The sequence below is a fragment of the Kitasatospora sp. NPDC008050 genome (assembly GCF_042957465.1).
In the GTDB taxonomy this organism is placed as follows: Bacteria; Actinomycetota; Actinomycetes; order Streptomycetales; family Streptomycetaceae; genus Kitasatospora.
Genome location: NZ_JBIBIJ010000005.1, coordinates 3,609 through 28,163, shown reverse-complemented (window position 1 = coordinate 28,163; position 24,555 = coordinate 3,609). Strand labels below are relative to the sequence as shown.

General features: G+C 73.9%; 21 protein-coding genes. 15 read left to right on the top strand and 6 right to left on the bottom strand.

Annotated features, from left to right (window positions below; all coding sequences use genetic code 11):
• Positions 1–35: 35 nt before the first annotated feature.
• Both ACFZB9_RS11515 and ACFZB9_RS11510 read left to right on the top strand, forming a co-directional pair.
• Positions 36–1,067: a glycosyltransferase family 2 protein gene (locus tag ACFZB9_RS11515; RefSeq protein ID WP_391445984.1), complete on the top strand. Its 1,032-nt coding sequence runs from the start codon at positions 36–38 to the stop codon at positions 1,065–1,067.
• Between the two features lie 26 nt (positions 1,068–1,093).
• Positions 1,094–1,693: an acyltransferase gene (locus ACFZB9_RS11510; RefSeq protein ID WP_391445982.1), complete on the top strand. Its 600-nt coding sequence runs from the start codon at positions 1,094–1,096 to the stop codon at positions 1,691–1,693.
• Between the two features lie 39 nt (positions 1,694–1,732).
• On the opposite strand, the gene ACFZB9_RS11505 is transcribed toward ACFZB9_RS11510, so the two are convergent.
• Positions 1,733–2,509 (bottom strand): TIGR03089 family protein, encoded by a 777-nt coding sequence (locus ACFZB9_RS11505; RefSeq protein ID WP_391445980.1) that lies wholly within the window; start codon positions 2,507–2,509, stop codon positions 1,733–1,735.
• Positions 2,510–2,766: 257 nt separating this feature from the next.
• Here ACFZB9_RS11505 and ACFZB9_RS11500 point away from each other — a divergent pair, with 257 nt between their 5' ends.
• Positions 2,767–4,032 carry a peptidoglycan recognition protein gene (locus ACFZB9_RS11500; protein ID WP_391445978.1) on the top strand — a complete coding sequence of 422 codons (1,266 nt, stop codon included), beginning with the start codon at positions 2,767–2,769 and terminating at the stop codon, positions 4,030–4,032.
• Between the two features lie 125 nt (positions 4,033–4,157).
• Positions 4,158–5,090 (top strand): DNA-3-methyladenine glycosylase family protein, encoded by a 933-nt coding sequence (locus ACFZB9_RS11495; protein WP_391445976.1) that lies wholly within the window; start codon positions 4,158–4,160, stop codon positions 5,088–5,090.
• Positions 5,091–5,114: 24 nt separating this feature from the next.
• On the opposite strand, the gene ACFZB9_RS11490 is transcribed toward ACFZB9_RS11495, so the two are convergent.
• Complete coding sequence (locus tag ACFZB9_RS11490) at positions 5,115–5,339, bottom strand: hypothetical protein (protein ID WP_391445974.1); 225 nt, start codon at positions 5,337–5,339, stop codon at positions 5,115–5,117.
• Positions 5,340–5,540: 201 nt separating this feature from the next.
• On the opposite strand from ACFZB9_RS11490, the gene ACFZB9_RS11485 reads away from it, so the two are divergent.
• Positions 5,541–6,197, top strand: a complete 657-nt coding sequence (locus ACFZB9_RS11485; RefSeq protein ID WP_391445972.1) for a class I SAM-dependent methyltransferase — start codon at positions 5,541–5,543, stop codon at positions 6,195–6,197.
• A 28-nt stretch (positions 6,198–6,225) separates the two neighbouring features.
• Here ACFZB9_RS11485 and ACFZB9_RS11480 read toward each other — a convergent pair whose 3' ends face one another.
• From ACFZB9_RS11480 to ACFZB9_RS11470, 3 genes are read right to left on the bottom strand one after another with little or no spacing between them, the layout of a single operon-like run.
• Positions 6,226–7,524, bottom strand: a complete 1,299-nt coding sequence (locus ACFZB9_RS11480) for a coenzyme F420-0:L-glutamate ligase (protein ID WP_391445970.1) — start codon at positions 7,522–7,524, stop codon at positions 6,226–6,228.
• Positions 7,521–8,480 carry a 2-phospho-L-lactate transferase gene (gene cofD, locus ACFZB9_RS11475; protein ID WP_391445968.1) on the bottom strand — a complete coding sequence of 320 codons (960 nt, stop codon included), beginning with the start codon at positions 8,478–8,480 and terminating at the stop codon, positions 7,521–7,523. Before cofD ends, ACFZB9_RS11480 begins: the two co-directional genes overlap by 4 nt.
• A gap of 50 nt (positions 8,481–8,530) precedes the next feature.
• A complete protein-coding gene (locus ACFZB9_RS11470; RefSeq protein WP_391445966.1) occupies positions 8,531–9,211 on the bottom strand; it encodes a cysteine dioxygenase in 681 nt (226 codons plus the stop codon).
• A gap of 849 nt (positions 9,212–10,060) precedes the next feature.
• Here ACFZB9_RS11470 and ACFZB9_RS11465 point away from each other — a divergent pair.
• The 3 genes from ACFZB9_RS11465 to ACFZB9_RS11455 all read left to right on the top strand — a co-directional run bounded on the left by ACFZB9_RS11465 (position 10,061) and on the right by ACFZB9_RS11455 (position 16,264).
• A complete protein-coding gene (locus ACFZB9_RS11465; protein WP_035848588.1) occupies positions 10,061–10,330 on the top strand; it encodes a WhiB family transcriptional regulator in 270 nt (89 codons plus the stop codon).
• A gap of 283 nt (positions 10,331–10,613) precedes the next feature.
• A complete protein-coding gene (locus ACFZB9_RS11460; protein WP_391445963.1) occupies positions 10,614–14,603 on the top strand; it encodes a glycosyltransferase in 3,990 nt (1,329 codons plus the stop codon).
• Positions 14,600–16,264, top strand: a complete 1,665-nt coding sequence (locus ACFZB9_RS11455; protein WP_391445961.1) for a DUF5719 family protein — start codon at positions 14,600–14,602, stop codon at positions 16,262–16,264. The genes ACFZB9_RS11460 and ACFZB9_RS11455 overlap by 4 nt, the downstream gene beginning before the upstream one ends.
• Positions 16,265–16,299: 35 nt before the next feature.
• Here ACFZB9_RS11455 and ACFZB9_RS11450 read toward each other — a convergent pair whose 3' ends face one another.
• Entirely contained in the window at positions 16,300–16,803 is a 504-nt protein-coding gene (locus ACFZB9_RS11450; protein WP_391445959.1) for a metallopeptidase family protein, read from the bottom strand.
• Between the two features lie 151 nt (positions 16,804–16,954).
• Here ACFZB9_RS11450 and ACFZB9_RS11445 point away from each other — a divergent pair, with 151 nt between their 5' ends.
• The 7 genes from ACFZB9_RS11445 (at position 16,955) to ahcY (ending at position 24,409) form a co-directional block, all read left to right on the top strand.
• The gene (locus ACFZB9_RS11445; RefSeq protein ID WP_391445957.1) at positions 16,955–17,326 is read left to right on the top strand and encodes a DUF3499 domain-containing protein; all 372 of its coding nucleotides are present in this window, start codon (positions 16,955–16,957) and stop codon (positions 17,324–17,326) included.
• A 214-nt stretch (positions 17,327–17,540) separates the two neighbouring features.
• Complete coding sequence (locus tag ACFZB9_RS11440; protein ID WP_391445955.1) at positions 17,541–18,938, top strand: phosphomannomutase/phosphoglucomutase; 1,398 nt, start codon at positions 17,541–17,543, stop codon at positions 18,936–18,938.
• Between the two features lie 48 nt (positions 18,939–18,986).
• Positions 18,987–19,169 carry a Trm112 family protein gene (locus tag ACFZB9_RS11435; RefSeq protein ID WP_391445953.1) on the top strand — a complete coding sequence of 61 codons (183 nt, stop codon included), beginning with the start codon at positions 18,987–18,989 and terminating at the stop codon, positions 19,167–19,169.
• 41 nt (positions 19,170–19,210) lie between these two features.
• Positions 19,211–20,416, top strand: coding sequence for an SIS domain-containing protein (locus tag ACFZB9_RS11430; RefSeq protein WP_391445951.1), 1,206 nt, complete (start codon positions 19,211–19,213; stop codon positions 20,414–20,416).
• 92 nt (positions 20,417–20,508) lie between these two features.
• The gene (manA, locus tag ACFZB9_RS11425; protein WP_391446723.1) at positions 20,509–21,714 is read left to right on the top strand and encodes a mannose-6-phosphate isomerase, class I; all 1,206 of its coding nucleotides are present in this window, start codon (positions 20,509–20,511) and stop codon (positions 21,712–21,714) included.
• Positions 21,715–21,724: 10 nt separating this feature from the next.
• Positions 21,725–22,690, top strand: a complete 966-nt coding sequence (locus ACFZB9_RS11420) for a cation diffusion facilitator family transporter (RefSeq protein WP_391445949.1) — start codon at positions 21,725–21,727, stop codon at positions 22,688–22,690.
• A gap of 270 nt (positions 22,691–22,960) precedes the next feature.
• Entirely contained in the window at positions 22,961–24,409 is a 1,449-nt protein-coding gene (gene ahcY / locus ACFZB9_RS11415) for an adenosylhomocysteinase (RefSeq protein WP_391445947.1), read from the top strand.
• Positions 24,410–24,555: the final 146 nt, after the last annotated feature.

Here is a 24,555-nt window from a genome sequence, read left to right as displayed (position 1 = left end):
ATCCAGGTCCGGTACCGTTGCCTGCGATGAACACCATGGCTGCTGAGGAGCTGCCGGCGGTCTCCGTGATCATGCCGGTGCTCAACGAGGAACGACACCTTCGCACCGCCGTGCGGCGCATCCTGGAGCAGGAGTACGCCGGGGACATGGAGGTGGTGATCGCGCTCGGCCCGTCCACCGACCGGACCGACCAGATCGCCGCCGAACTGGCCGCCGAGGACTCCCGGGTGCGGACCGTGCCGAACCCCACCGGGCGCACCCCCGCCGGGCTGAACGCCGCGATCAGAGCCTCCTCCCACCCGATAGTGGTACGGGTGGACGGCCACGGCCTGCTCACGCCCGGCTACATCGCCACCGCGGTGCGCCTGCTCGGCGAGATGGAGGCGGCCAACGTCGGCGGCATCATGCACGCCGAGGGCGAGAGCGAGTGGGAGAAGGCCGTCGCCGCCGCGATGACCGCCAAGATCGGCGTGGGCAACGCCGCCTTCCACACCGGCGGCCTGGCCGGCCCCGCCGAGACCGTCTACCTCGGTGTCTTCCGGCGCGAGGTGCTGGAGAGGCTCGGCGGCTACAACGAGGAGTTCATCCGCGCCCAGGACTGGGAGCTGAACTACCGCATCCGCCAGGACGGCGGCCTGATCTGGTTCACCCCGCAGCTGCGGGTCACCTACCGCCCGCGCCCCAGCGTGCGCGCGCTGGCCAAGCAGTACAAGGACTACGGCCGCTGGCGCCGGGTGGTCACCCGCTACCACCGCGGCTCGGTGAACCTGCGCTACCTGGCCCCGCCGAGCGCGCTGATCGCGGTGCTGCTCGGGCTGGTGCTGGGGGCCGCCGTGCACCCCGCCTTCTTCATCCTGCCGGGCGGCTACGCGCTCGGGATCATCGGCGGCTCGGTGCTGGAGGGCCGCGGCCTGTCCGTCCGGGCCCGGCTGCAACTCCCGCTGGCGCTGGCCACCATGCACTTCAGCTGGGGCTTCGGCTTCCTCACCTCCCCGCGCAGGCTGGCCGCCAGGGTGATCGCCAGCGCAGCGCCCGGCACCCGGCCCGTACCGGAACGTACCGGCTGAGCGACGGAGCCGCTACCGTCGGTCGTATGACGGAGGCGGTGCGTATCGAAGCCAGTGCGGACGTCGATCCGCGGGCACGGATCGGCGCGGGGAGCGCCGTGTGGCACCTCGCCCAGATCCGCGAGGACGCCGTGGTGGGCGCCGAGTGCGTGATCGGGCGCGGCGCCTACCTCGGGCCCGGGGTGCGGCTGGGCGACCGGGTGAAGGTGCAGAACCACGCGCTGCTCTACGAGCCGGCCGTGATCGAGGACGGGGTGTTCATCGGCCCCGCGGCCGTGCTGACCAACGACCTCTACCCGCGCTCGGTCGGCGTCGACGGCCGGCTCAAGGGGGCCGAGGACTGGCTGGCCCGGGGCGTCACGCTGCGCCAGGGCTGCTCGATCGGCGCCCGCGCGGTGCTGGTGGCCGGGGTCACGGTCGGCCGCTGGGCGCTGGTGGCGGCGGGTGCCGTGGTGCACCGGGACGTCCCCGACTTCGCCCTGGTGGCGGGCGTCCCGGCGCGCAAGACCGCCTGGGTCGGCCGGGCCGGCCAGCCGCTGCGCCGCCAGGGCGTGGGCCGCTGGCGCTGCCCGTGCACCGGCGAGATCTACGCCGAGGCGAACGGGCGGCTGGCGCTGATGGTCTGACGCTCCTGCGGGCGGCCAGGGCCGGTCCGGCGGCGGGGCTCAGCTCAGGCGCAGGGTCACTCGTTCGGCCTCGATCCGGGCCGCCCACTGATCCTCGGTCAGCCCCGCGGAGTTGCGGCAGAGCACCACCGAGGCGCCGGCCGCGAGCGGCGCCAGCAGCCCCGCCTCCAGGCCGGCCCAGCTGTCGTAGGGCAGCGTGCTGAGTACCCGCGAGCCGCGCTCCAGGCCCAGCCGCGCGGCGCCCTCCCGGGCCAGGTCCACGGTCTGCTCACCCGTCAGCTTGAGCGCGAGGCCGTCCACCGCCGTCTCCAGCGCGGGCGCCTGCGGGTCCACCGGCGAGTACGGTGCGAACCGGTCGCCCTGACCCGGCACCTCGGCCGCGTAGTCGAGGAACCCGTCGGGCCGCTGCGGGAACCGGCCGCCGAGCGGTCGCAGCGCCAGCGCCACCCGTTCGCCGGTACAGGCCTGCGCTGCTTCCAGTCCGTCCGGTCCGCTGATCACCAGCTCGGCCGTGGCCGGGTCGCCGTCCGGCAGCGCGGTGACGCCCACCGACCAGCAGGCCAGCAGCCAGACCGCGCTCTGCCAGTGCGCCGGCAGCAGCAGCGCCGCGCGGTCCTCGGGGCCCGCGTTCAGCTCGTCCTGGAGCAGGTTGGCGGTCTTGGCGACCCAGTTGTCGAAGGTCTTGACCGAGAGTTCCACCCGCTCACCCGACAGATCGTCGTAGAAGGTGACCAGGGGACGGGCGGAGTCCTCACCGAGGGCGGCTCGCAGCAGCTCGGCGGGGGTACGGGCGTCGGCAGCGAATGGCGCAGTCATGGTGCGTCCCAGCCTACGGCCTGAGCTCGTTCGGATGGGAGGGGGTCCGGGGAGGCTCGCCGGTCGCGTGTCCCGGTGCGTGTCCCGGTGCGTGTCCCGGTGCGTGCGCCCGGGGCGGGCCGGGGTCCGGCGGGCGGTGGATCAGTCGATGGTTCGTCAGATGTCGTGCTGCGTCCGGGTCACAGGGGAGGCCGAGGCGCGCCCGGGAACGGCCGGGCGGGTGGCGAGTCGTCCGATATGAACGCATCATCCCTTTTATGCGCATTTCACTGATCCCCCTTCTCGGCCTCGGCTGCACCGCCGCCCTGCTCATGCCCGCGTCGGCCGCGGGTGCGGCGCCGGCCCGGCCCCACCAGCCCACCGCCCAGCGGACCAGCGCCCCCCGGACCACCACGCTCGCCCTCACCCCGCTGTCCGCCGCCGCGGCGGACGCCGACCGCGCGGGCGAGCCGGACGGCGGGGACGATCAGGGCGGCGCGGACCGTACCCGGGGTGCGCTGACGCGCGGCCTGGACGCCCCCAGCACCGCGGGCTTCGCGCTGCTCGGAGTCAGCTGGGACGACCCCACCGCCACGCTGCGCGGGACCGTCGAGGTCCGCACCCGTCCGGCGTCCGGCGGCGGGCGCCAGGCCGCCTGGAGCGCCTGGCGCCCGCTCTCGGCCGACACCGAGGACAGCACCGGCCAGGGCCTGGAGGCCCGCCGCGGCCCGCACGCCCGCGGCGCCACCGCGCCGCTGTGGGTCGGGCCCAGCGACGGCGTGCAGGTGCGGGTCCACGGCGCCGCCGAACTGCCGCAGGGCCTGCGGGTCGACCTGGTCGACCCGGGCACGCGGACCGCCGTCCCCAGGGCCGAGCTGCCGGCCGAGGCGGCGTCGCCGCAGCCGGCGGACTCGCACCGGCTGCACGCCGCCGCTCACACGGCGCCCAGGCCCGGCATCGTCACCCGGTCCGGCTGGGGCGCGGACGAGAGCCTGCGGGAGTCGGGCTACGTCTACACCGGCACGGTCAAGGTGGTCTTCGTCCACCACACCGACACCGGCAACGACTACGGCTGCGCCGACTCGCCCTCGGTGATCCGCTCGATCTACCAGTACCACGTGGTCACCAACGGCTGGCGCGACATCGGCTACAACTTCCTGGTCGACCGCTGCGGCACGATCTACGAGGGCCGGGCCGGGGGCGTGGCCCGCTCGGTGCTCGGTGCCCACACGCTGGGCTTCAACACCGACTCCTCCGGCGTCGCCGCGCTCGGCACCTACACCTCCGACTCGCCGCCGCAGGCCCAGGTCGACGGCATCACCAAGATCGCCGCCTGGAAGCTCGGCCTGGGCAGCCGCGACGCGGCCGGCACCGCCACCCTCACCTCCGCCAGCGACGGCAGCCGCTACCCGCAGGGCACCAGCCACACCTTCTACGCGATCTCCGGCCACCGGGACGCCTTCGCCACCGACTGCCCCGGCGACACCCTCTACGCCCGCCTCGGCGACATCCGCAGCCGCGCCGCCCACCTGCAAGGCCGCTAGGGCCTGCCCCGGTCCGCGCCACGTGGCGGATCCTGCCGCTCCTGCCGTCGTCGGGGGCGGCAGGCTCACGCCCCGTCAATTGCGCCACCGCCCGCGCTGTCACCCGCGGGCGGCAGACTGGCAGGGTGAACGACCTCCCGCTCGAACGGGTCTGGCTCCCCGGCCACCCGCTCGACCTGCACCGCACCCTCGCCCCGCTGGGCCGGGGCCCGGGCGACCCGGCCTGCCGCCTCGGCGACGACGGCGCCCTCTGGCGTGCCTCGCGCACCCCGGCCGGGCCGGGCACGCTGCGCATGGTCGAGCGGTACGGCGAGGTGCGGGCGCGGGCGTGGGGTCCGGGGGCGGGCTGGCTGCTGGAGCGGCTGCCGGTGCTGCTCGGCGCCGAGGACGATCCGGCGGGCCTCGCGCCGCTGCCGCCGGGGCCGGTGCGCGAGGCCCGGCGCACCCACCCGGGGCTGCGGCTGTGCCGCACCGGCCTGGTGCTGGAGTCGCTGATCCCGGCGGTCCTGGAGCAGAAGGTCACCTCCGACGAGGCCTACCGTGCCTGGCGCCTGCTGCTGCGCGACTTCGGCACCCCGGCCCCCGGCCCGCAGGCCGGCGGCGCGGCCGAGGGGATGCGGGTGGCCCCCTCGGCCCGCGAGTGGGCGCTGATCCCGTCCTGGGAGTGGCACCGCGCGGGCGTCGACCCGAAGCGCTCGGCCACCATCCAGCGCGCCGTCCGGCTGGCCCCGCGGCTGGAGCAGGCCGCCGGGATGCCGCACGCCGAGGCCTTCGCGCGCCTCACCGCCGTCCCCGGCATCGGCGAGTGGACGGCCGCCGAGACCCTGCAGCGCAGCAACGGCGATGCCGACGCGGTCTCGGTCGGCGACTTCCACCTGCCCAACATCGTCGGCTGGGCGCTGGCCGGCCGTCCCCGCTCCGACGACGCCGACCTGCTGGCCCTGCTCGCCCCGTACGCGCCGCACCGGCACCGCGTCTGCCGCCTGATCGCGCTCACCGGCCTGCGCCCGCCCCGTTACGGCCCGCGCCTGGCGCCGAACGACCACCGGCGGCGGTGAGGCCGGCCAGTCGCGAGTCGCGAGTCACGAGAGCGAGTAGAGCCCCGTCTCGCGGTCGCGGTAGACGGAGCCCGCCTTGCGGAGCTGTTCGAGGTCGCGGCGCACGGTCCGCGGGTCGGGGTACACCTTGTAGGTCTCGCGGGCGCGGGTCCAGTCCCAGCCGCCACCGCCCTGGCGCATCGCCTCCAGAAGCTGGGCGCGGCGCTCGATGGCGGAGGTGGGGGCGTCGTCGGGGATGTTCTCGTTCATCCGCACATTCTCTCGCGCCCGTGCGGGGTACGGCGCCAGGGTGCCCGGCGCGGGGTGCTCCCTCCGTTCCGTTGGAGTCCGCGGTCAGCTGTGACGATCAACGGACCATGCTGGGGGACAGCCGTGCGGCAGCGCGGGCAGTGCGGGTTGTGTCGACGGAGCCCGGCCTGACCTGACCTTCGCAGCGGTAGCCTCGGCGGCGTGACCGAGCCGACCTACCTGCGCGAGATCCGGGCCTCCTACGACACCGTCGCCGTCGACTACGCCGACTTCGTGCGCACCGCCCTCCGGAGCGACCACTTGGGCCGGGCGATGCTCGCCGCCTTCGCCGACCTCGTGCGCGCCGAGGGCGGCGGGCCGGTCGCCGATATCGGCTGCGGGCCCGGCCACGTGACGGCGTATCTGCACGGCCTCGGCCTGGACGCGTTCGGCATCGAACTGTCGCCGGGCATGGTCGAGGTGGCCCGCCGGGACCACCCGGGCCTGCGGTACGAGGTCGGCTCGATGACCGCGCTCGACCTGCCGGACGGCGAGCTCGGCGGCGTGCTGGCCTGGTACTCCATCCTCCACACCCCGCCCGAGGTGCTGCCGACGGTCCTCGCCGAATTCCACCGGGTGCTGGCCCCGGGCGGCCACCTGCTGCTCGGCTTCCACGTCGGCGACGAGCGGCGGCGCAAGGAGGAGGGCTACGGTCACCGGATCGCCATGGACCTCTACCTGCTGCCTCCCGAGCGGATCGCCGAACTGGCCGCCCGGGCCGGCCTGGTGGCGCAGGCCCGGTTGATCAGCGAGTCGGATCGCCCGGGCGGGGCACCGCAGGCCCGCCTGCTGTTCCGAAAGGCCCAGGCCGGCGGGTAGACGACGAGCTCGAGCCGCCGGGTCGAACTCACCGCACCGTGATGAACGGGTCCGCCGCCCGCTCCGGCCGGTCCTGCGGCACAGCCGCCGGCCGTCCCACCGCCACCGCGCCCATCGGGTCCCACCCGGCCGGCAGCTCCAGCACCTCGCGCACGGTGTCCCGGCAGAACATCGTGGACGACACCCAGGCCGTTCCGTAGCCCTCGCCGGCCAGCGTGACCAGCAGGTTCTGCACTGCCGCGCCGATCGCCACGGTGAACATCTCGCGCTCGGCCCCGGCCCGCCGGGCGTCGGGGTAGTCGTGCGAGCCGGCCATCACCAGGCAGGGCACGACCAGGTACGGCGCGTTGCGCAGCACGTCCCCCCGCGCGGTGCGGCGCGCGATCCGGGCCTCGTCCCAGCCGTCCAGCTCCCGCAGGTCGCGCTGCCAGGCGGCGAGCATCGCGTCCAGCAGCGCGGTGCGCGCCTGCGCCGTCTCCAGCAGCACGAAGCGCCACGGCATCGTGTGGTGCGGGGCGGGCGCGGTGACGGCAGCCGCGACGGCGCGGCGGATCGCCTGCGGGTGCACCGGCTCGGTGCTGAACTCCCGCACGGTGCGGCGCATCGTCACCGCCGCCCGCATCGCCTCCGAGGTGCCGTAGCGGAACATGTCGTCCTCCAGCGACCGGATCAGCGGGCTGACGCCCGCGCCGTCCGCCTCGGTGAGCGCCTCGGGCAGGCCGCGCACCACCGCGACCGGGGTGCCGGTGGCCTTGCCCTTCACCAGGTCGGCCGCCGCGGCGAGTTCGTCGGCGGTGGCGGTGACGGTCAGGGCCAGCTCGTTGCCGTGGCTGTCGGTGCGGCCGCGGTGGTCCTCCACGACGCTCACGCCGGCGGCGCCGATCGCCACGTCGGTCAGCCCGTTGCGCCAGGGGCGGCCGAAGGTGTCGGTGATCAGCACGCCGACCTGATGGCCGGTCAGTTCCTGGATCCGGGCCCGGATCCGGCGGGCCGAGCCGTCCGGGTCCAGCGGCAGCAGCAGGATGGTGCCGGGCGCGGTGTTGGAGGCGTCCACACCGGCCGCGGCCATCACCAGGCCCTGCCGGTTCTGCACGATCCGGGTGCGGCCGCGCCGGGCGACCACCCGCACCGCCTCGGCGTCGATCGCCGCCTCACGGTCGTCGGCCCGCATCAGCCGGCCCTCGGCCTTGCTGACGATCTTCGAGGTGACCACCACGACGTCGCCGGAGCGCAGCTCCAGGCCCTTGACGATCAGCTCGCCGAGGTCGGCGCCCTGCTCGATCTCGGGCATCCCGAGGACCGGCAGGATCGAGAGGGACCGGCTCATCCGCGCACCTGCTCGGCCAGCTCCAGCGCGGCGCGGGCCATCGCGGCGGTGGCCGCCGGGTCGGACATCAGCAGCGGGACGGCCCGGCAGGGGATGCCGGCCGCCTCGACCTCGCTCACCGCCTCGGCGTCGGCCTCGTCCACCAGCCAGCCGTCGATCAGGTCGGCGCCGTAGTGCAGCGCCACCGCCGAGGCGGAGGCCGCCACACCGACGGCCGCCAGCACCTTGTCCGCCATCCCGCGCACCGGTGCGCCGCCGATGATCGGCGACAGTCCGACCACCGGCGCGGCAGCCCTGGCCACCGCCTCCCGGATGCCGGGCACGGCCAGGATGGTGCCGATGCTGACCACCGGGTTGGACGGCGGGAAGAGGATCACGTCGGCCGCGGCGATCGCCTCCAGCACGCCCGGGGCGGGCTTCGCGGTGTCGGCGCCGACCGCGATGATCGCCTCGGCGTCCACGGCCGCGTGCAGCTTGACCCAGTACTCCTGGAAGTGGATCGCGCGGGTGCCCTCGCCGTCGGTGATCTTGACGTGGGTCTCCACCCGGTCGTCGCTCATCGGCAGCAGCCGCACGCCGGGCTGCCAGCGGTCGCAGAGCGCCTCGGTGACGGCGCTCAGCGGGTAGCCGGCGCCGAGCATCTGGGTGCGCACGATGTGGGTGGCGAAGTCCTTGTCGCCGAGCCCGAACCAGGACGGGCCGACGCCGTAGGCGGTCAGCTCCTCCTTGACCGCGAAGCTCTCCTCGGCCCGGCCCCAGCCCTGTTCCTCGTGGATCCCGCCGCCGAGCGTGTACATCACGGTGTCCAGGTCGGGGCAGACCTTGAGCCCGAAGAGGTGGATGTCGTCCCCGGTGTTGCCGATGACGGTGATCTCGTCGCCGGGGGCCACGACGTCCTTGAGCCCGCGAAGGAAGCGGGCACCCCCGATCCCGCCTGCCAATGCCACGATACGCATGCGCCCATCCTGCCAGGCGCCCACGGCGGTCCCGCAGTTACGGCGGTCGGCTACGGCAGTTCCGCCTCCAGCTCGCGCTCGATCGCGACCGAGTCGTACTGGTTCATCTCGGTCAGGCCGGGCGAGTACAGGTGGATGCTCACGGCCGGCTCCAGCGCGGCGTTGACCACCTCGTGCCGGTAGCCGCCGGAGAAGACGCGATGGCCGCCGGGCCGCAGCGTGCGGGTGCGCTCGTCGCCGGACGCGCCGGAGCGGGGGACCGTCTGCGGGGGCACGGTCAGCGAGCGCTCCACCAGCTCACCCTGAACCACCGTCATGACGCCGGTGGCGGAGCCGTGGTCGTGGAAGCCGCTGCTCTGGCCCGGCAGCCAGCTGAGCAGCCAGACCTCGTAGCCCTGGCCGGTCTCCAGCCGGGCGTACCAGCGGGTCAGCGCGTCGTAGCGGACCAGCGGTGCCCAGCGGTCACGGTCGGCGGCGATCTCGCGGACCAGCCGGACGTAGTCGGCCACCGTGGTGGGGTGGGCGGGCAGGTCGGTGCGGGCCAGGTGCGGGAAGGCCAGCGGGTCGCCGGCGATGCTCACATCGCTGAGCCCGTCGGCCCAGCTGGCGGCGGTGGACAGTGGCGCAGCGGCGGGCAGCGGCGCGGCGGCGGTCAGGCGGCGGGCGGCGGCCTGGCGGGCGGGCTTGTTGCGGTCGCGGTTGCGCTTACGGGGGCGGATTCGGCCACGCATCATGCGGTCCTCGGCGGCTGGTCGGCGGAGCTGGGGCGGGGGAGCCGGGTCCGCGGAACAGGGTCAGACACGCGGGCGGCCTCGGTGGTCCTGGTGCGGCGCGCCGAGGCTGGAAACCGTCCGGGTCAGGGATGGAGAGCCCGGAGGACAGAGAAGAGCCGACGCGCCTAGCGACAACAGGAGCAGCGACGGCAACACAGAGCGCTCGCGGCACGCCGGAGCAGCACGTGGCGGCTCCGCGGGGCGTAGGACTCTGACATGCGTTACAGGAGACAGGCTCGCCGGGCTTCGTGTCAAGTCCGCCCGTAGGGCCATGAGAGGGACATCACGGACCAAGCACCGAATCAGGTGATAAGTCCGACTCAATGTTTCGATGTCCAGATTGCCGGGAAGGCAGCCGGTTGACCTGGTTGATCCCTGGTCAGGCCCGGTGTGCCGGTGGCTGTCTCGGTCCTCTGAGCAGGCCCTTGGCGACTCGGGGGCGGCTGCGAGCGGTGCCTGGCGGCTTCGCGCCACCAGGTCGGCCTCGGCGCCTCCAGGTCATCGCAGGCGGCGTCGGCAACCGGATCGGCCCGGTACTCGTCTCCGCCAACGGGCGGAGACGAGGGGTCCGGATGACGGGCCTCGGCCGCGAGCTGCGGAAAGTCCGTTCTGTCCGAATATGTACACTATTTGTAGCCGCTTGGTTCCGGGGAGTGAATTCGCGACCCAATACCAGAGCTCGGCTTGACTGAGCCAGAGTGACGCACATGTAATTTCAGTCGTGTCGTTCGGCCGAACCCAGTGCAGGAGTCGGTGCTTGCGGCACACACGCACGGGGACGCCAAGAGGGGCAGAGGAGGCGCGCCAATGAGCGAGCTCTTTGAGCTGTTGATCGGTGAGGACATCGAAGAGGAAGAGGAACTCGGTTGGCAGGAGCGTGCGCTGTGCGCCCAGACCGACCCTGAGTCGTTCTTCCCCGAGAAGGGCGGTTCCACCCGCGAGGCCAAGAAGGTCTGCCTGGCCTGCGAGGTGCGGTCCGAATGCCTGGAGTACGCCCTCGCCAACGACGAGCGATTCGGAATCTGGGGCGGTCTGTCCGAACGCGAACGTCGGCGGCTCAAGAAGAGTGCGGTCTGAGGCGGCATCCGGCGGGGATTTCCCCTTCTTTGCAGAATCTGTGCAGTATCCACCGCGATTGTGCAAGCGCCTCGCCGAAACGGCGGGGCGCTTTTGCATTTCCGTGCGCCCCTTGAGGTCAACGCGAGCCCCACAGCGGCCCCACAACGGCCCCAAGGCAACCCCGGGCCGCTCCCCGGCCCCGCCCCGGCCCCCGCGGCCCCCTACTGGCGGACCCTCTTAGCCGAAGCCGTTAGTGTGGTGCGCCACCTGCCGTCCACCGGAACCGGGGCTCGCGCACTCGATGACTGCCTACAGCCAGCAGCACGGCTACCCAGACCAGCCGTCATCCCCCCAGCTGAACCGCGGCTGGCCGGGCGGCGCCCGGCCGCCCGCGTACCCGCGCCACCTGGTGACCGCCGTCATCGTGAGCCACGACGGCGCCCGTTGGCTGCCGCAGGCGCTGGCCGGCCTGCTCGGCCAGGACCGCCAGGTGCAGCGCATCCTCGCGGTGGACACCGGCAGCACCGACACTTCCCCGCAACTGCTGCAGGAAACCCTCGGCGACTGGCTGCCCGAGTCGGGCCCCACCGTGCTCGGCCGCCGGGCCGGCTTCGGCACCGCGGTGGCCGAGGCCGTCTTCAACAGCCCGCCGTTGCGTCCGGAAGACCTCCCCTACAGCCTCGACCCGTCCGGCTACGACCCGGTCACCGGTGGCTGGGACGACTTCGGCGACCCGCTCGCCTCGGCGGACGACTTCAACGCCGGCAGCTCGCGCGAGACCCAGCCCGTCGAGTGGCTCTGGCTGCTGCACGACGACTGCGAACCGCAGACCGACGCGCTGCGCCGGCTGCTCCAGGTCGCCGACAGCACCCCGTCCGCCGCCGTGATCGGCCCCAAGCTGCGCAGCTGGTACGACCGGCGCCAGTTGCTCGAAGTCGGTGTCACCATCGCCCGCTCCGGGCGCCGCTGGACCGGCCTGGACCGGCGCGAGCAGGACCAGGGCCAGCACGACCAGGTCCGCCCGGTACTCGCCGTCTCCACCGCCGGCATGCTGGTGCGCCGCGACGTCTTCGAACAGCTCGGCGGCTTCGACAAGGCGCTGCCGCTGATGCGCGACGACACGGACTTCTGCTGGCGGGTCAACGCCGCCGGCCACCGGGTGGTGGTGGCCCCCGACGCGGTGCTGCGCCACGCCGAGGCCGCCAGTCGCGAGCGCCGCGCGATCGACTGCGGCGCCGCCCACCCGCACCGGGTCGACAAGGCCGGCGCCGTCTACACGCTGCTCGCCAACTCCCGCGGCCTGGTGCTGCCGTACGTCCTGCTGCGACTGGTGCTCGGCACCGTGCTGCGGGTGCTGGCCAACCTGATCGGCAAGGACCCGCGCCAGGCGCTGGACGAGGTGGCCGGCCTCGGCCACGAACTGGTCCGGTTGCCGCGCCTGCTGGCCGCCCGCAAACGCCGCGCCCGCACCCGCTCCTTCGACGCGCTGGACGACCGCGGCCTGTTCCCGCCGCCCGGCGCCACCGCCCGCCTGGCGGCGGAGACCGCGATCGGCTCGCTGGGCATCGGCGGCACGGACGACAACGCGATCGGCCGGCACGGCTCGGTCGAGGCCACCGGTGGCGACGACGACCAGGACGTGCTGGAGGTCGAGCAGTTCGCGCTGATCAAGCGCCTGGCCCGGCGCCCGGCGCCGGTGCTCTTCGCCGCCCTGCTGCTCGTCACGCTGGTCGCCGGCCGCAACCTGCTCGGCTCCGGCTCGCTGCTCGGCGGCTCGCTGCTGCCCGCGGCTGACGGTGCGTCGGGCCTGTGGAACATGTACGCCGCCGCCTGGCACCCGATCGGCACCGGCAGTACCGCCACCGCCCCGCCCTACCTCGCGGTCCTCTCGGTGCTCTCCTGGCTGCTGTTCGACCACGCCGCGCTGGCCGTCACCCTGGTGCTGGTGCTCGCGGTGCCGCTCTCCGCGGTCAGTGCCTACCTGGTCTCCCGGCCGCTGCTCGGCTCCAAGGTGGTCCGCTGCTGGGCCAGCGCCGCCTACGCGCTGCTGCCCGCCGCCACCGGGGCCATCGCCCAGGGCCGGCTCGGCACCGCGGTGCTCGCCGTGCTGCTGCCCCCGCTGGCCCGGGCCGCCGCCGTCTCGGCCGGCCTCGGCATCCGCACCGAGACCGCGGCCCGCGGCGCCCGCCCGGGTTGGCGGTCCACCTGGATGACCATCCTGCTGCTCACCCTGTGCACCGCCTTCGTGCCGCTGATCTGGGCGATCGCGGTGCCGCTCGCGCTGGCCGCGCTGGTGGCCGCGGTGCTGCGCGGCGGCGCCTACGGCAGCGGCGGATCGGCGCTGCGGCTGCTCGGCCCCCGGGTCGTGGCGATCCTGGGCGTGCCCGTGCTGGTGCTCGCGCCCTGGTTCCCCCAGGTGCTCGCGCATCCGACCCGGCTGCTGCTGGAGGCCGGTCTGCCCGGCTTCAGCGGGCACCGGGCCTCGGCGGCGGGCCTGCTGCTCGTCAACCCGGGCGGCTCGGGCGTGCCGCCGGTCTGGCTCTCGGCGGGCGTGCTGCTCGCCGCGCTGGCCGCGCTGCTGCGCGCCGACCGCCGCCGTGCGGTGCTGGCGGCCTGGGGCGCGGCCGCCGTCGGACTGCTCTTCGCGGTGGCGGTGGCCGGTACCAGCGTCACCCCGGCCTCCGGCGGCCTGCCGGTGGCCGCCTGGTCGGGCCCGGCCACCCTGCTCAGCGGCATCGCCCTGCTGGCGGCCGCCGCGATCGGCGCCGACGGCGCGAACGCCCGGGTCGCCGGGATCGCCTTCGGCTGGCGCCAGCCGGTGGCCGCCCTGGTGGTGGCCACCGCCGTGCTGGCCCCGCTGGGCACCGCCTGCTGGTGGGCCGTCAGCGGCGCCGACGGCCCGCTGCACCGCTCCGGGGCGGGCCAGGTGCCCGCCTTCATCGCGGAGGAGGCCGGTACCACCGACCGCTCCCGCACCCTGGTGCTCAGTGGCGACCCGCAGGCCGGCTCGGTCCACTTCAGCCTGGTCCGCGGCGCCGGTCTGACGCTCGGCCAGGCCGAGGGCACGGTGGACACCAGCGGTGACACCAAGGACCGGCTGACCAAGCTGGTCGGCAACCTGCTGGCCGGCTCCGGCGCCGACCAGGCCAGCGCACTGGCCGGCTACGGCGTGGCCTACGTGCTGGTCGAGGGTCCGATGATCGCCAAGGCCCAGAACGTGCTGGACACCACGCCCGGTCTGATCGGCGGCAACCAGGACAACAACACCGCGCTCTGGCAGGTCAGCGGCGTCCCGGCGACCCGTGCGGTGATCAACGCTCCGAACACCGTGCCGGTGCCGGTGCCGTCCGGCACCGAGACGATCACGACCACCATCCCGGCCGGCCCGGCCGGGCGGGTGCTGCGACTGGCCGAGCAGGCCGATCCGGGCTGGCAGGCCAGCCTGAACGGCAGCAAGCTCACCCCGGTCACCGTGGACGGCTGGGCGCAGGGCTTCCAGCTGCCGGCCGGCGGCGGCAAGCTCACCGTCGACCGCGACACCCCGCTGCTGCACACCGGCTGGATCGCCCTGCAGCTGCTGCTGGGTCTGACCCTGCTGGTGCTCGCGCTGCCCGGGCGGCGCAGCACCAAGGACGACGACCTGCCCGACGAGGTGCTGGCCGCCGCCGCGCTGGCCGCCGCAGCGCAGGCCCCGGCACCCGGCAGCCGCCGGGCGCGCCGGCTGGCCGAACGCGGTGAGGGCGAGGCCGGCGAGGAGCCGGGCGAGGCGGACCTCGGCGTGTACGGCGGCCCGGGCGGCATCCCGGCCCAGCCCACCGGCGAGCCGTACCCGGGCGCCGACCCGGCCCAGCCGGCCGACCCCTACGCCCAGGGCCAGTACCAGGCGGGCGGCTACGGCGAGGAGGACTTCCGCCAGGCCGACCCCTACGGCTACGACCCGTACGCGGCCCAGCAGACGTACCAGCCGAACTACGCCACCCAGCCGCAGGGCTACCCGGGCGAGCAGCCGTACGCCGCCGAGCCGTACCCCGGCCAGGGCGCGGCGGTGGCCCAGCCGGGGGAGCAGCCCTACGCCGACCCCGGCTACCAGGGCGACCCGTACACCCAGCAGCCCTACCCGCCGCAGTACGGCTACGAGGGCTACGACCAGAACGGCTACCAGGGCGGCGCCGAGCAGCAGCCGTGGCTGCCGGGCCAGGGTCAGCCGTACGACCCGGACGACCCCTCCTACGGCGGCCACCCGCAGCACCATGACGGCGCTGACCCGCGATACGGAGCTGACCCGCGATGAAGTTGCCCGCCTTCTCCCGAGGCCGCTCGGCCGACGAGCCGTCCGGCCCGGTGGAGCCCGCCGAGTTCGCCCCGCCCACCCCGCCCGCTGAGGCCGCCCCGCTCGGCGGCGCCGGTGGCAGCCGTGCCGGGGTGTCGCTGCTGGCCTGCGCGGCCGTGCTCGGTCTGGTCTTCGGTGTCGCCGAGCTGCGTCCCCCGGCCTCGCCCGCCGGGCCGCCCGCCGGGGCTCCGGTGGGCGCGCAGGTCGAGCGGACCGCGGTGATCTGCCCGCAGCCGATCCAGGGCGTGACCGGCAGCACCCAGATCACCGCCTTCACCCCGGGCAACGGCGGCCCGGCCCAGGGCGGCAGCGCCACCCTGCGCGACGTGGCTCCGCCGGCGGCCGCCGCCGGCAGCGCGTCCGGCTCGCCGGCTCCCGCTCCGTCGCCCGGCCAGGCCCAGAACGCCGGCCAAGCGAACGCCCTGGTCACCCTGACCAAGCCCGGCGTGCCGGTCGGCGCACAGGCCGACAACGGCGACAGCGCGGTGGGCACCATCGCGACCGCCACCGGCAGCTACGCCCCCGGCTTCACGGTCACCCAGACGACCACCGTCACCGACCCGCACGGCCAGGGCCTGTCGGCGGTCAACTGCGCGGCCTCGGGCACCCACTTCTGGTTCGCCGGCGCCAGCACCGCGGGCGACCGCAAGGACTACGTCAGCCTGACCAACCCGGACGCCACCGCCGCCGTGGTGGACCTGCGGCTGTACGGCGCCAACGGCCCGATCGACAGCGACGCGGCAACCGGGATCACGGTGCCGCCGGGCAGCTCGCTGGCGGTACTGCTGACCAGCGTGATCACCGACCAGGTCAGCGACCTCGCGGTGGAGGTGAGCGCCCGCAGCGGCCGGGTGGGCGCCTTCCTGCACGCCGCCGACGGCTCGGCCGGCGCCGACTGGATCCCCGCCTCGGTGGACCCGGCCCCCTCGGTGACGATCCCCGGCCTGCCCGGCGACCTGTCGGCGGCCCGGCTGATCGTGGCCGCCCCCGGCGGCAGCGACGACGCCGACCTGAAGGTCCAGCTCTCCGGCCCGAACGGCTGGTTCACCCCGGCCGGGCACGAGACGATCCACGTCAAGGCGGGCATGGTGAACGCGGTCGACCTCGGTCAGATCACCCGCCAGCAGGCCTCCGCGCTGCGGCTCACCCCCAGCGACCCGCAGCACCCCACCCCGGTGGTGGCCGCCATGCGGGTGGACCGTTCCGCCAACGGCAAGAGCGACTCGGCCTGGCTGACCGGCACCGACCCGGTGGGCCGGCGGGCCAGCGTGGCCGACACCCGTGGTGGTGGCACGTCCACTGTGCTGATCACCGCCACGGGTGATGCCGCCACCGTCAAGCTGACGGCCTCGGCGAGCACCGGCGGCGGCACCCCGAACACCCAGACCGTCCAGGTCCCGGCGGGTGCCACGATCTCCGTCGCCTCGCCCGAACCCGCAGGCGGCAACGGCACGTTCGGCCTCACCGTGGAGTCGGTCTCGGGTGGCCCGGTGGTGGCCGCGCGGGTGCTGGTGGTGCCCAGCAACAACGTGCCGATGTTCACCGTCCAGGCGCTGCGCGACGACCACAGCTATGTGCAGATCCCGCAGGCCAACCCGGACCCGGGAGTGCTGGTGCACTAGCGTCGACCGGGCCCGGGAGACTGCCTGAGCGGCTGTCAGTCCTCGTCGTAGCGCGGATCGATGGCGTCCGGCGAGAGCCCGAGCAGCTCGGCGACCTGCTCGATCAGGATCTCGTGCACCAGCGCCGCCCGGTCGTCGCGCGTCTTGGCGCGGATCTCCACCGGGCGGCGGTAGATCACGATCCGGCTCTTGCGGCCCTGTCGGGCACCGACCACCATGCCGAGCGGCACCCCGCCGCCGGCCGGCTCGTCGGGCTCGCCCGGCAGAGCCTCGGGCACCTCGTCGACCTCGAACTCGACGTCGATCAGCTGGGGCCAGCGCCGCTCCAGACGCTCGACCGACTCGCGGACGTAGTCCTCGAAGAGCTCGGAACGGCTCAGCGAGAGCGGAACCTGCGGCGGTGCCAACGGCCCGCGCAGGCCCCGCCCGTGCCGGTCGCGGCGCCGCGGACCAGGCGCCGGCCCGGTGGGCGGCGGCGGGCCGGGCGGCGACCCCGCGGGTGGCGGCGACGCGGGCGGTGGCGGTGCGGAGCTGTCCATATCAGTGACGAGCGTAGTCCTTGGAGGCCAGGAAATGGACCATGCGGACACCGATCCGAGCCGGCCCGCGAACCCGCTGCGACGCGACACGAACCATCGCGACGCACCGGGTCTTAGCCAGCCGGGCGTGGTTGCGGTACCGTCCACCCTCGTGAGCCCTGTACGTCGTTGTTCGCGGACCGCGTGCGGCCGACCGGCCGTGGCGACCCTGACGTACGTGTACGCCGACTCCACGGCGGTACTCGGCCCGCTCGCCACCTACGCCGAACCGCACTGCTACGACCTGTGCGCCGAGCACGCCGAGCGGCTGACCGCTCCGCGCGGCTGGGAGGTGGTCCGCCTGGCCACCGAGAGCGGCCCGATGCGCCGCAGCAGCGATGACCTGGAGGCGCTGGCCAACGCCGTGCGCGAGGCGGCCCGCCCGCAGGACCGCGGCCCGCGCCCGGTGCGGCCCACCGAGAGCGATCCCGCGGAGGTCGGCCGCCGGGCCCACCTGCGGGTGCTCCGCTCGCCCGAGAACTGATCACCGCCCGGGAGCCGAGCGCTCCCGGAACCGATCACTCCCACAACCGGGCGCTGCCAGGACGCGGAAGCGTTCCGAAGCGGACATCAGCACCCGGTACGCTGCTCCCCTGCCCGGGACGGGGCCCTGTGGTCACCCGTACCCGTGGCGCGACGTATCGTGACCGTGGGCCGACCGGAGCCCGATCCAGCACACAGACCAGGGTGGAGCCGCAGTGCGCGACCTCAAGCAGCTCGTGAAGGCCTACGACGTGCGAGGCGTCGTCCCGGACCAGTGGGACGAGAACCTGTCCCGTGCCTTCGGCGCCGCATTCGTGCAGGTCACCGGCGCGACCGCGATCGTGGTCGGGCATGACATGCGCCCCTCCTCGCCGAGCCTGAGCAGGGCCTTCGCCGAGGGCGCGGCCGCCCGGGGCGCCGATGTCACCGAGATCGGCCTGTGCTCCACCGACCAGCTGTACTACGCGAGCGGCAAGCTGGACCTGCCCGGCGCGATGTTCACCGCGAGCCACAACCCCGCGCAGTACAACGGGATCAAGCTCTGCCGCAAGGGCGCTGCCCCGGTCGGCGAGAACACCGGTCTGGCGGACATCCGCGAGCTGGTGCAGTCGTGGCTGCACGAGGATGCCGACGGGGTCGAAACCGTGGCCGTCCCGGCCGTGGACGTGAAGCCGGGCGTGCTGACCCAGCAGGACAGCCTGCGCGGCTACGCCGACCACCTGCTCGGCCTGGTCGACCTCACCGCGATCCGCCCGCTCAAGGTCGTGGTGGACGCGGGCAACGGCATGGGCGGCCACACCGTCCCGACCGTCTTCGACGGCCTGCCGCTCGACGTCGTGCCGATGTACTTCGAGCTGGACGGCACCTTCCCCAACCACGAGGCCAACCCGCTCGACCCGAAGAACCTGGTCGACCTGCAGGCCAAGGTCAAGGAGGTCGGCGCCGACATCGGCCTGGCCTTCGACGGCGACGCCGACCGCTGCTTCGTGATCGACGAGCGCGGCGAGCCGGTCTCCCCGTCCGCGATCACCGCCCTGGTCGCGGTGCGCGAGCTGGCCCGGGCCCGGGCCAACGGCGAGCCGAACGCCACGATCATCCACAACCTGATCACCTCCTGGACCGTGCCCGAGGTCGTCGCCGAGCACGGCGGCAAGGCCGTGCGCACCCGGGTCGGCCACTCCTTCATCAAGCAGGAGATGGCCGAGACCGACGCGATCTTCGGTGGCGAGCACTCCGCGCACTACTACTTCCGCGACTTCTGGCGCGCCGACACCGGCATGCTGGCCGCGCTGCACGTGCTCGCCGCGCTCGGCGGCCAGGAGCTCACGCTCTCCGCGCTGACCGCCGAGTACGACCGCTACGCGGCCTCCGGCGAGATCAACAGCGAGGTCGCCGACCAGGCCGCCAAGGCCGCCGAGGTCCGCGCCGCCTACGGCTCGCTGGAGGGCGTCAAGGTCGACGAGCTGGACGGCCTGACCATCGCCGGTGCCGACTGGTGGTTCAACCTGCGCGCCTCCAACACCGAGCCGCTGCTGCGCCTGAACGTGGAGGCCAAGGACCCGGCCAAGATGGCCGAGCTGCGCGACGCGGTGCTCGCGATCGTCCGCGCCTGATCCGTTGTTCGTCGCGCCACCCGAACGACCCGACGGAGCCCGTACACCATGACGCTCGAACCGTTCCTGCTGGAGATCCTGGTCTGCCCGAGCTGCCATGCCGCGCTGCGCGAGAGCGGCGAGGCCGACCAGCCCGAGCTGATCTGCACCGGCGCCGACTGCGGTCTGATCTACCCGGTCCGCGACGGCATCCCGGTGCTCCTCGTGGACGAGGCCCGTCGCCCCGCCTGAGTCCCCGTCACCGCAGAGAGCGGACCTGGAGGTCCAGCCGCATGCTCGACGACAGCCTGCTCGACGACCCGGCCGCCCTCCAGCGCGCCGACCGGGAGCACGCCCTGCTCTCGCTGGCCTCCGCCGGCGCCCGGGTCCGCACCGCGCTGCGCCTGGCCCAGGCCGCGGGCCTGGCCTCGATGCAGCCGGACGGACACCCGCGCGGCATTCTGGTCGCCGGGCACGGGAGTGCACTGACGGCCGGTCAGGCGCTGGCCGCGCTGGCCGGCAACGGGACCCTGGTCCAGCCGCTGGCCCCGGTGGACGCCCGGCCCGCCGCCCTCTTCAGCGAGGGCCTCAGCTGGCAGCTGCCCGGCTGGGCCGGACCGCTCGACCTGCTGGTGCTCTGCTCCGCCGACGGCACCGAGGCCGGCCTGATCAGCCTGGCCGAGCAGGCATACGCCAGCGGCTGCGCCATCGCGGTGATCGCCCCTGAAGGCCGCCCGCTGGCCGAGGCCGCGCTCCAGGTGCGCGGGATGCCGCTGCCGTATGTGCCCGCCACCCCCCTGGAGGAGGAGTACGAGGCCCGCGAGCCCGACCTCCCCGCGGAGGAGCTGGGCGCCCTGTGGGCCTACCTCACCCCGCTGCTCGCGCTGGCCGACCGGATCGGTGCGATCGATCTCCCCATCGCTCAACTCGATGCCACCGCCGACCTGTTGGACGAGCTGGCGGTCCGGCACCGGCCGGACGCCGCCGCCTACCGCAACCCCGCCAAGGAACTGGCCGCCCAGCTCTCCGGCACCGTCGCGCTGCTGTGGAGCGAGGGTCCGCTGGCCGCGGTGGCCGCCGAGCGGTTCACCGCGGTGCTCGCCGACCGGGCCGGGCGCCCCGCCGTCGCCGGTCAGCTGCCGCAGGTGCTCAGCACCCACCGGGGCATGATCACCGGCCGGTTCGGCACCGGCGCGGACCCCGCGGACTTCTTCCGCGACCGGATCGAGGAACCGGACCCGCTGTCGCTGCAGGTCCTGCTGCTGCGGCACACCCCGCGCGAGGAGGTGCCGGGCGCCGAGCCCCTCGATCCGCAGGCCGCCCCGGAGCCGGGTCCGGCCACCCCGACCGTGCGCCGCGTGCGCCGACTGCTCGCCGACCACGAGGTCCGGCTGACCGAGCTGGCCGGTCTGCGCCCCGAGCCGGTGCACGCGCTGGCCGAGCTGATCGCGCTGACCGACTTCGCCGCCGTCTACCTGGGCCTGGCGGAACAGCACTGAGGACTGGCGGAACAGCACCGAAGGCTGGTCGGCTAGGGTCTGATGGCCTCGACCACGTTGTGCAGAACACCAATAAGGAGCAGGGCCGCTACATGGACCGACTCGCCAACACCGTCCGCCCGTACGCCTGGGGCTCGACCACCGCGATCCCGGCCCTGCTCGGTGAGCAGCCCACCGGTGAGCCGCAGGCCGAGCTGTGGCTGGGCGCCCACCCCGGGGAGCCCTCCCGGGTGGACCGCGGCGCCGGCGCGCAGCCGCTCAACGAGGTGATCGCCGCCGACCCGGCCGCCGAGCTGGGCGCCGAGGCCGTCGCGAAGTTCGGCCCGACCCTGCCGTTCCTGCTCAAGGTGCTGGCCGCCGAGATCCCGCTCTCGCTCCAGGTGCACCCCTCGCTGGCCCAGGCCCGCGCGGGCTTCGCCGCCGAGGAGGCCGCCGGGGTGCCGATCGAGGCCGGCCACCGCAACTACAAGGACGCCAACCACAAGCCCGAGCTGATCTGCGCGCTGGAGCCGTTCGACGGCCTGTGCGGTTTCCGCGACCCGCTGGCGACCGCCGACCTGATGGAGGGTCTGGGCGTCCCGGGCCTGGCCCCGCTGATCGACCTGCTGCGCACCAAGCCCGAGGGGCAGGCGCTGCGCGAGACCCTGGCCACCGTGCTCACCACCGACGCGTCGGTGGTCGCGGTCGCCGTCAAGGAGCTGGCCGACGCGCTGGACCGCTCGCTGGCCGAGGAGCCCGCCTCGCCCTGGGCACCCACCTGGGCCGGCTACGCGTACGCCGCCAAGCACTTCCCGGGCGACGCCGGGGTGCTGGCCGCGCTGCTGCTCAACTTCGTCCAGCTGCAGCCCGGTGACGCGCTCTACCTCGGCGCGGGCGTCCCGCACGCCTACCTCAAGGGCACCGGCGTGGAGATCATGGCCAACTCCGACAACGTGCTGCGCTGCGGGCTGACCCCCAAGCACGTCGACGTCCCCGAGCTGCTCGCCGTGGTCGTCTTCGAGTCCGGCGACCCGGGCGTGCAGCGCCCGGTCGCGAGCGAGGACGGCGAGGAGCTGTTCCCGGTCCCGATCGACGAGTTCCGCCTCTCCCGCTTCACCCTGACCGCGGGCACCGAGCGCGAGGTGGCCGGGCGCACCGCCCAGATCCTGCTCTGCACCGAGGGCGCGGTCACCCTGACCGACGCCGCCGGGCAGCGACTGGAACTGGCCAAGGGCCGGTCCGCCTACCTGCCGGCCACCGGCAGCACCACCACCCTGGCCGGCGAGGGCGTGCTGTTCCGCGCCACCGTCACCCTCTGAGGCCCCACCGGTGAGCACCGAAGGCGGTACCCGAGCACTGGTCGCGGCGCTCAGCGCCAACCTGGCCATCGCGGTCAGCAAGTTCACCGCCTTCGCGTTCACCGGTTCCTCCTCGATGCTCGCCGAGGGGGTGCACTCGGTCGCCGACTCCGGCAACCAGGTGCTGCTGCTGATCGGCGGCAAGCGCGCCCGCCGCGCCGCCGACGAGGAGCACCCCTTCGGCTACGGCCGGGAGCGCTACGTCTACGGCTTCCTGGTCGCCATCGTGCTCTTCAGCCTCGGCGGGCTCTTCGCCCTCTACGAGGGAGTGGAGAAGATCCGCCACCCGCACGAACTGCACGGCTGGGGCTGGGCGGTGGGCGTGCTGCTGTTCGCCGTCGCGATGGAGGGCTGGTCCTTCCGCACCGCGGTGCGCGAGGCCTCGGCAGCCAAGGGCGCGCTGGGCTGGGCCGGTTACATCCGGCGGGCCAAGGCCCCCGAGCTCCCGGTGGTCCTGCTGGAGGACGCCGGTGCGCTGATCGGCCTGGTGCTGGCGCTGCTCGGCGTCGGGCTCACCGTGCTGACCGGCGACGGGATCTGGGACGGCGTGGGCACCCTGGCGATCGGGCTGCTGCTCGGCACCATCGCCGTGGTGCTGGCGCTGGAGACCAAGTCGCTGCTGATCGGCGAGTCGGCCGACAAGCACTCCGTCCAGCGGATCCGCGCCGCGCTGCTGGAGGGCGAGGCGATCACCGCCGTGATCCACCTGCGCACCCTGCACGTGGGGCCGGAGGAGCTGCTGGTGGCCGCCAAGATCGGGGTGCGCCGCGAGGACAGCGCCGAGCGCATCGCCCGGATCATCGACGAGGCCGAGGTCCGGGTGCGCGCGGCCGTGCCGATCGCGCGCGCGATCTACCTGGAGCCTGACATCTATTCAGCCGAGAAGGCCGCCGCCGGCCCGCACCCCGAGGCCACCCCCGGCGGGCCGGGCCACTAGGGCCTGACCGGCCGGAGCCCGTCCGAGCCGGCCCGCCGGACGCAGCGCGGCCGAATCCGGCCGGTGCGCCCCGCAGTCGTGCGCCCTCGGTGTAGATTCGTCACCAGTGCCAAACGTCGCTGCAGATGGCGGTCGATCCGGTCTGACTCCGGGTCGAGGGAGAGAGGTCCTCCGACGGATTGTGCCGCGCAGCAGGGCGCCGCCTCGGTGGCCGCTCTGCCGTCAAGCACACCCGTACGCATAGGCCCACGCAGCGAGGAGTACCCACGCATGTCGTCGAACACCACCGGTGATTTCAAGGTCGCCGACCTCTCCCTGGCCCCGTTCGGCCGCAAGGAGATCCAGCTGGCCGAGCACGAGATGCCCGGCCTGATGTCGATCCGCAAGGAGTTCGCCGCCAGCCAGCCGCTGGCCGGCGCCCGGATCACCGGCTCGCTGCACATGACCGTGCAGACCGCTGTGCTGATCGAGACGCTCACCGCGCTGGGGGCCGAGGTCCGCTGGTGCTCCTGCAACATCTTCTCCACCCAGGACCACGCGGCCGCCGCGATCGCGGTCGGCCCGGAGGGCACCCCGGAGAACCCCCAGGGCGTCCCGGTCTTCGCCTGGAAGGGCGAGACCCTGGAGGAGTACTGGTGGTGCACCGAGCAGGCGCTGACCTGGCCGAACGGCCAGACCCCCAACATGATCCTGGACGACGGCGGTGACGCCACGCTGCTGATCCACAAGGGCGTGGAGTTCGAGAAGGCCGGCACCGCGCCGGACCCGTCGACCGCCGACAACGACGAGTTCCGGATCATCCTGGAGCTGCTCAACCGCACCCTGGCCGAGTCCCCGCGCAAGTGGACCGAGGTCGCCGCCACCATCAAGGGCGTCACCGAGGAGACCACCACCGGCGTGCACCGCCTGTACGAGATGCACCGGGACGGCCAGCTGCTCTTCCCGGCGATCAACGTCAACGACTCGGTCACCAAGTCGAAGTTCGACAACAAGTACGGCTGCCGCCACTCGCTGATCGACGGCATCAACCGCGCCACCGACGTGCTGATCGGCGGCAAGGTCGCGGTCGTCTGCGGCTACGGCGACGTGGGCAAGGGCTGCGCCGAGTCGCTGCGCGGCCAGGGCGCCCGGGTCATCGTCACCGAGATCGACCCGATCTGCGCGCTGCAGGCGGCGATGGACGGCTACCAGGTCACCACGCTGGACGAGGTCATCTCGATCGGCGACATCTTCATCACCACCACGGGCAACAAGGACATCATCCTTGCCTCGGACATGGTGAAGATGAAGCACCAGGCGATCGTCGGCAACATCGGTCACTTCGACAACGAGCTCGACATGGCGGGCCTCGCCAAGCTCCCGGGCATCGTGAAGACCGAGGTCAAGCCGCAGGTCCACGAGTGGCGCTTCGAGGACGGCCACACCATCATCGTCCTCTCCGAGGGCCGCCTGCTGAACCTCGGCAACGCGACCGGTCACCCGTCCTTCGTGATGTCCAACTCCTTCGCGAACCAGACCATCGCGCAGATCGAGCTGTTCACCAAGACCGACGAGTACCCGATCGGTGTCTACGTGCTGCCCAAGCACCTGGACGAGAAGGTCGCCCGCCTCCACCTGGACGCGCTGGGCGTCAAGCTCACCGTCCTGAGCAAGGAGCAGGCCGACTACATCGGCGTCCCGGTCGAGGGCCCGTACAAGTCGGAGCAGTACCGCTACTGAGCCGATGGCTCGACAGACCGGGCGGCCGGGGGGGCCCCCCCCCGGGGGGGGCCCCCCCCCCCCCCCGGGGGGGGGGGGGCCCCAGCCGTTTTCGCAGGCCCCGCGCCGGGAGGACGGGGGGCGCCCCCCCGCCCCCCGGAGCGGGG